General features: G+C 31.6%; 4 protein-coding genes, 1 pseudogene and 1 other annotated feature. Of the genes and pseudogenes, 4 read left to right on the top strand and 1 reads right to left on the bottom strand.

Annotation, left to right across the window (positions count from 1 at the left end; all coding sequences use genetic code 11):
- Nucleotides 1-480 precede the first annotated feature (480 nt).
- From BUB36_RS18055 to cysS, 4 genes are all read left to right on the top strand, one after another.
- Complete coding sequence (locus BUB36_RS18055) at nt 481-2,082, top strand: proline--tRNA ligase (protein ID WP_073153540.1); 1,602 nt, start codon at nt 481-483, stop codon at nt 2,080-2,082.
- 287 nt (nt 2,083-2,369) lie between these two features.
- Nucleotides 2,370-3,851: a glutamate--tRNA ligase gene (gene gltX, locus BUB36_RS18050; protein ID WP_073153537.1), complete on the top strand. Its 1,482-nt coding sequence runs from the start codon at nt 2,370-2,372 to the stop codon at nt 3,849-3,851.
- A gap of 31 nt (nt 3,852-3,882) precedes the next feature.
- Nucleotides 3,883-4,231: a binding site (T-box leader), on the top strand.
- A 135-nt stretch (nt 4,232-4,366) separates the two neighbouring features.
- A complete protein-coding gene (gene cysE, locus BUB36_RS18045; protein ID WP_073153535.1) occupies nt 4,367-5,026 on the top strand; it encodes a serine O-acetyltransferase in 660 nt (219 codons plus the stop codon).
- Nucleotides 5,027-5,028: 2 nt separating this feature from the next.
- Entirely contained in the window at nt 5,029-6,423 is a 1,395-nt protein-coding gene (cysS, locus tag BUB36_RS18040) for a cysteine--tRNA ligase (protein WP_073153532.1), read from the top strand.
- Nucleotides 6,424-6,949: 526 nt separating this feature from the next.
- On the opposite strand, the pseudogene BUB36_RS20040 reads toward cysS, so the two are convergent.
- Nucleotides 6,950-7,190: pseudogene (locus tag BUB36_RS20040) on the bottom strand (IS701 family transposase); the annotation flags it as partial.

Raw genomic sequence — 7,190 nt, 5'->3', positions numbered from 1 at the left:
CAATTTTTTCAAGAAAAGAACGAACTATTATTAACCCTGCATCTGAAGAAAGATTACCTCCACCGAAATCATATGAAAAACTTTTGTTGAAGTTAAGTGAATTTTGATGTAAACTTGTCATAGAAAGAACCTCTTTTCGTGATATAGTTTTTGTTTTAACGCTTTAACTTTAACACAAAATTAGGTTCTTTTCTTTATTTTTTTGTTATTTCACCCAATGGGTGCAAAGTCCAATTTGTTGGACTACTTGTTAATACTACGATTCAATCATTTTTGATGTTTTCTATGAATAATTCAGGATAATATTGCTTATTTATACAATAAAAATTGTTATAATATAGATATATGATGATAAAATTTTACATATTAGAAGGTTATTTTTCATCGTAATGTGATATAAATGCTTTATCCTAAAAACTTACTGTCAACCAACAAGAGAGTATTGCCTTATATAAAGTAATATGTTAGGAGAGATGAATCATGAGGATGACAAAGTTAACTGGAAAAACCCTTAAGAATATTGAAGATGAATTCAATATAGAAAGCCAAAAGCTTCTACTCAGATCGGCAATGTTCAGGAATATTTCACCAGGAGTATATTCAGTTTTACCTTTTGGAATAAGAGCTATAAATAAACTACTAGATTTATTATCTGATCAATTAGAAAGAGAAGGATTTCAAAGAGTATATATACCATCTGATATAGAGTTTGAAAAGTCAGTAAGCCTTTCTCTAAGAAATGACATGAAATCCTATAAAGATTTGCCAAAGACTATATATGATATTTTCTCATCGGGAAGGGAAAAAATAAAGATTAAGGATGGACTATTAAGGTCAAAGGATTTTACGACTTTTAGAACTTGTTCTTTTTATGAAAATGAAGAACTGCTTTTACAAGGATATGAGAACATAATAGATTTTTATAAATCTAAATTTTGTGAAATGGGTTTAGATATCTTTAGCTTGAAGTCCTATAATGAGAAAAATCCTGCAGATAAGGCAGATGAATTAATATTTACCTGTGGAGCTGGAGATCGTACTATTTATAGCTGCGACAAATGTGAATTTAGAACATTGGAAGAAGTAGCCGACTTCTATGTTCAACAATATGAAACCGACGATAAAGAAATAGAGGCAGTTCATACTCCAGATATTAAAACAATAAAGGAATTAGAGAATTTTATGAATATAAAGGCAGAGAACTTAGCAAAGACATTGTTGGTTAAAGCAGGAGGAGAAATTGTAGCAGTAGTTATAAGGGGAAATAGGGAGTTGAATCCATATAAGCTTTCTAGTATATTGAATGTTCCTATAAGAGATATAAATATGGCAGAATATGAAGAAATTGATGGCAATATTGAGACTGTCCCTGGTTTTGTAGGTCCAGTAGAACTTGAAGGTGTTAGAATAATTGTTGATAAAGAGATAACCAGTGTAGGAGCACTGGTAACTGGTGCCAATAAAAAAGATTATCATTTAAAAAATGTAAAATATGGACGGGACTTTGTAGGAGACTTGATTGCAGAAGTAAGCTATATAATGGATAATGATAAATGTCCAGTATGTGGAGGTAGTCTTGATAAAGAATATGGAATAGATTTGGGGAAAATATTAAGCTTGGGAAAAATAACCGATGTTAAAAACCTACAGTATAAGGATAAGGAAGGAAAGTCTAAGGGTATATATGGAGCTTCAAGCTATATAGATATTTATAAGCTGCTTAGTATCATAGTAGAAAAGCATCATGATGAAGATGGAATAATATGGCCCATAAAGGTAGCACCTTATCATGTAATTATATCTATACTAAACACTAAAAAGGAAGAACAGGTTAAATTAGGAGAAAATATATATAGAGAGCTAAAAAGTAGAAATATAGATGTTATTTTAGATGATAGAAAGGAAAGGGCAGGTGCTAAGTTTTATGATGCCGACCTTTTGGGTATACCTATAAGAATAGTGGTAGCCAGAGGAGCAAGTGAAAATAAAGTAGAATTTAAATTAAGATGGAAAAATGAAAAGGAAGAGTTAGACGTAAATGAAGCTATAGAGAAAGTTTTAAAGCTTCTCAAAATCTATTGAAAGGTGACTCAAAAGAACGACTATAATTCTTAATCTTAAACTATACCAAAAAGGATAGACCCAAAAGGAAATCTTAATCCAATAAAGTGTTTAACCACTTTATTAAAATCCCTTGATACAAAAATATATTTAGGATATAATAATCTAATATATAGAGTTTAAGGTGAAATTGTTAATTCCTACATACTAAACCTCGTTGAGGTGTCCAGTAGTATGAATTTGTAGAAATTAAGTTTTACTATATAAGCTTTATATGGTTATTGGAATTACATATGGGAGGTTTAATGATGACTGTAAGAGTAAGATTTGCGCCCAGTCCTACTGGATATGTTCATATAGGAAGCTTAAGAACTGCTTTATACAACTATCTTTTTGCAAGGCGAAATAATGGAAAATATATAATAAGAATAGAAGATACAGACAGAACTAGATATGTAGAAGGTTCCATAGAGAATCTGCTTAGTTCAATGGAGTGGGCTAAAATAATCCATGATGAAGGTCCCATGCTTGAAGATGGTAAGGTTGTTGTAAAAGGTGAATATGGACCCTATACACAGTCTGAGAGACTCGGCATATATAAAGAACATATAGAAAAACTTTTAGAAAGCGGGCATGCATATTATTGTTTCTGTTCTAAGGAAAGATTGGATAAAATTAGAGAAGAACAAAAAGAAAAGGGCGAAATGCTTGGATATGATGGCCACTGTAGAAGTATTCCTTTAGATGAAGCTAAGAAGAGAGTACAAAATGGTGAACCACATGTTATAAGATTAAAACTACCTAAGGATAGAGAGATAATATTCCACGACTTAGTAAGAGGAACAGTTACAATGAATACCAAGGATTCTGACGATCAAGTTCTTATCAAATCCGATGGCTTCCCAACCTATCATTTTGCTGTTGTGGTAGATGATTATTTAATGGGAATTACTCACATGGTTCGTGGAGAAGAATGGCTACCTTCTACGCCTAAACAGATAATACTATATGAAGCATTTGGATGGGAACTACCTAAATTTGCACATCTTCCAAATATTCTTAATAAAGAAAAGAAAAAACTCAGTAAAAGACAAGGAGATGTAGCAGTAGAAGATTTTAGGAAAAAAGGATATTTACCAGAGGCATTAGTCAACTATATAGCACTTGTTGGTTGGAGTCCTGAGGATAATAAAGAGATAATGACCATGGATGAAATGATAGAAAGATTCTCCTTTGATAGAGTTTCAAAAAGTGGTGGAGTATTTGATGTTGATAAGCTCAACTGGGTAAGTGCCCATTATATAAAAGAGGCAGATATAGATAGGCTTACAGAGCTGTGTATTCCTTACCTGGTTGAAGCCAATATGATAGCCGAAGATGAAGTTGAGTCAAAATATGAATGGGTAAAAATGATAGTAGAGACTGCTAAAGAAAGAATTTCATATTTAAGTGAAATATCTGAATATGCGAAGCAATTTTTTATTCAGAAAGTAATACTTGAAAATAATGATGTTAAAGAAATGTTAAAATTGGAACATGTTCCAAGCCTTTTGAATACATTTAAAGATAAGATTATGGATGCAGAAGTGATAGATGCAGTATTCGGTAAAAAGGTATTTAAAATGATTCAAAAGGAAACTGGAATTAAAGGAAAGAACTTATATATGCCAATAAGAGCAGCTCTTACAGGTCAACTTCATGGACCAGATATAGATAAAGTAATAGCAATACTTGGAAGAGAAAATATTATTAAGAGAATAGAATATGTAAAAGAAAATTATTTAGGATAATGACTTTTTATAAAGAACAAATAAATATAGTAATATGACATTGATTAGGAGAGTAGACATGTTGATGCTTAAAGAGAAGGGCTGTCACTGGCTGAAAGCAGCCTAAAGCTATATACAGGTTGAAATGCACCTATGAGTCTGAGGCTGAAATTAATAAGTAGGTCTTCACGGATAGCTCCGTTAAAGGTTATTTGAGAGAGATATAATGTAACAGCAATACTTTCAAAGGGAACTGTTAGGTTTTGTTTTTAAGTATGACCTAAGAGATTCAATTATAATTCTACGGTTTAGAAGTTAGTAGCTAACTTAATAGGATTAACCTTAAAGTATATTACTATATCTAATCAGAGTGGAACCGCGGATAAATCTCCGTCTCTGAATTTTTTAGAGACGGGGATTTTTATATTCTCAAGACCCAAAAGCTTGACCCAAATACTTAATCCAAATCTTAGTCTTAATCTTAACACCAAAATGGGCATATGAATATAAAATAATGGGAGAGGAGGAAAAATGAAATGCTTAAAGAAATTTTTGATTATCTTGATTCTATTATTGAAAGAGATCCTGCTACCAAAAGCAGATTTGAAGTAATATTATGCTATCCAGGTGTTCATGCAGTTTTTCTTCATAGAATAGCTCATTTTTTCTATGAAAAAAAATTGATTTTGATAGCAAGAGTTATATCCCAGTTAAATAGATTTTTTACAGGCATAGAGATTCATCCAGGTGCCAAAATAGGCAAAAGATTGTTTATTGACCATGGAATGGGTGTAGTTATAGGTGAAACAACAGAAATAGGTGATGATGTAACTATCTATCAAGAAGTTACCCTTGGTGGAACAGGAAAAGAAAAGGGTAAGAGACATCCTACCATAGGTAATAATGTAGTAATAGCTTCTGGAGCTAAAATATTAGGACCTTTTAAGGTAGGAGATAATTCAAAAATAGGTTCAGGTTCAGTTGTTTTGAAAGAAATTCCCCCAAATTGTACAGTTGTAGGAGTTCCAGGTAGAGTAGTCATAAAGGATGATGTTAAGGTTGCAAATAAAAAAAGACCTGATGCCGACCTTGACCAAGTAAAACTACCTGACCCTATAGCCCAAGAGATAGAATGTCTTAGAAAAAGATTAGTAAAACTCGAAGAAGAAATTATTTATAAAGAAGGGAGAGAATAAATATGCAACTATTTAATACCTTAACTAGAAAAAAAGAAGAATTTATACCAATTAACCCTGGGGAAGTGAAGATGTATGTCTGCGGCCCTACTGTATACAATTATTTCCATATAGGAAATGCAAGGCCTTTTACGGTATTTGACACTATGAGGAGATATTTAGAGTATAGGGGATATAAAGTAACCTATGTCCAAAATTTTACAGATGTAGATGATAAAATAATAAAAAGGGCAAATGAAGAAGGAGTAAGTGCTAAGGAGATTGGAGAAAAATATATAAAAGAATATTTTAAGGATGCCGATGCATTAGGCATAAAAAGAGCAACTATACATCCAAGAGTTACTGAAAATATAAGTGAAATAATTGAATTTATAAAGACCCTTGTAGAAAAGGGATATGCATACGAAGTAGATGGAGATGTTTACTATGATACGACCAAATTTAATGAATATGGTAAGCTTTCCAAACAAAGTATTGAAGAATTAGAAGCTGGAGCAAGGATTGAAGTTAAGGAGATAAAAAAGAACCCAACTGATTTTACCCTATGGAAAAAACAAAAGCCAGGAGAACCAAGTTGGGATAGTCCTTGGGGTAAGGGGAGACCAGGCTGGCATATAGAGTGTTCAGTAATGTCTACAAAATACTTAGGAGAAACTATAGATATTCATGCTGGTGGACAGGATTTGATTTTTCCACACCATGAAAATGAAATAGCCCAAAGCGAAGCTTATACGGGAAAGCCATTTGCAAGATATTGGGTACACAATGGCTATATAACAATAAATAATGAGAAAATGTCAAAATCTAAGGGAAATTTCTTTACAGTTAGGGATATTATAGGTGAATTTGATCCAGAGGTAGTAAGATTTTTCTTGTTATCAGCCCATTATAGAAATCCTATTAACTTCAGCAGAGAGTTGATGCAGCAGGCAAAAAATGCATTAGATAGGCTATATAACTCAAAGGAGAATCTTGAGCATTTAATTAAGAATGCTAAGAATGAGACTATGACAGATGAGGAAAAAGAAATTTTTACTAGCTTATTAAAGCATAAAGAAAAATTCATTGAAGTAATGGATGATGATTTAAATACCGCCGATGGAATTGCTGCTATATTTGAGCTGATAAAGGAAATAAATACCAAACTAAATGCTGAATCTTCCAAGGAGTTTGCTGAAAAAAGCTTGGGATTGTTTAAAGAGCTTACAGGTGCTCTAGGAATAGTTAATAAAGAAAAGGAAATCCTTGATGAAGAGATTGCAAAGCTTATAGAAGAAAGACAAAATGCAAGAAAAGAGAGGAACTTTGCATTAGCTGACAAGATAAGAGATGATTTAAAGGCTCAAGGAATTGTTTTGGAAGATACACCACAAGGGGTTAAGTGGAAGAGAGTGTAAAAGCACTATAAAACTAAAAAAGCACAGAGGATATAATTTTGCTTATATCTTCTGTGCTTTTTTAGTAAAAATTTATTTTCGCAAAGAGATACAAGAAATTAGATACATATCAGCTTTGTAAAAAGTTTATATTTAGTCATAAAACGTAGAAAAACAAGATATTTTGACTTAAATCCTTACTTTATGACTAAAATTATACATTTCATGATATTTCTATTTAAAATTGATACTGTTAGTGAAATAATTATTATACAAATTAATTTGAATAGCTTAAAAGTAACAGACTCAACTTTCGCACATTAAAAAAGAACTAAACATATTGAAATTTCAATAGAAATTCTCAAAAATAAATCAAGAACAGCCACTTTTCTTAGTATAATTGAAGTACGACCAACAACTTACTAATTCTAGTTATGCAAATATTAAAGTCAAATTACCATACTAGTATAATAAATGTTTAACATCCTAGTTATTCCAGTAAAAAAGCATATAAATACTCTGTTTTACCTTGCTTGTTTTTAAAAATTTAAGCAGGTAATTTCAAGGAATGATATATACTTTGTAAAGGTACATTTTGCTGAGCTTGATAATAAATATATTTAATAAATTTCTTAGCAGTTACATTTTTGCAATACCTAATTGTCTCTCCAATTGTTTTAAGAGATAACTGCCACTCAGAAACTCGGAAAATCTCTAAAAATGTATATGCCAAGAAGCAGAGTGAAAAATATCTCTCGATAGATAAACGGCTTCTTACATGATACTGG

This window comes from Paramaledivibacter caminithermalis DSM 15212 (genome assembly GCF_900142245.1).
Classification (GTDB): domain Bacteria; phylum Bacillota; class Clostridia; order Peptostreptococcales; family Caminicellaceae; genus Paramaledivibacter; species Paramaledivibacter caminithermalis.
Note: the sequence above shows the minus strand (reverse complement) of the source record. Positions and strands in the feature narration are given on the sequence as shown.

Bases quoted from the DNA above. Each gene is read 5' to 3' on its own strand.
- cysS (WP_073153532.1), top strand. From the start codon at position 5,029: ATGCAACTATTTAATACCTTAACTAGAAAAAAAGAAGAATTTATACCA.
- cysE (WP_073153535.1), top strand. From the start codon at position 4,367: ATGCTTAAAGAAATTTTTGATTATCTTGATTCTATTATTGAAAGAGAT.
- gltX (WP_073153537.1), top strand. From the start codon at position 2,370: ATGACTGTAAGAGTAAGATTTGCGCCCAGTCCTACTGGATATGTTCAT.
- BUB36_RS18055 (WP_073153540.1), top strand. From the start codon at position 481: ATGAGGATGACAAAGTTAACTGGAAAAACCCTTAAGAATATTGAAGAT.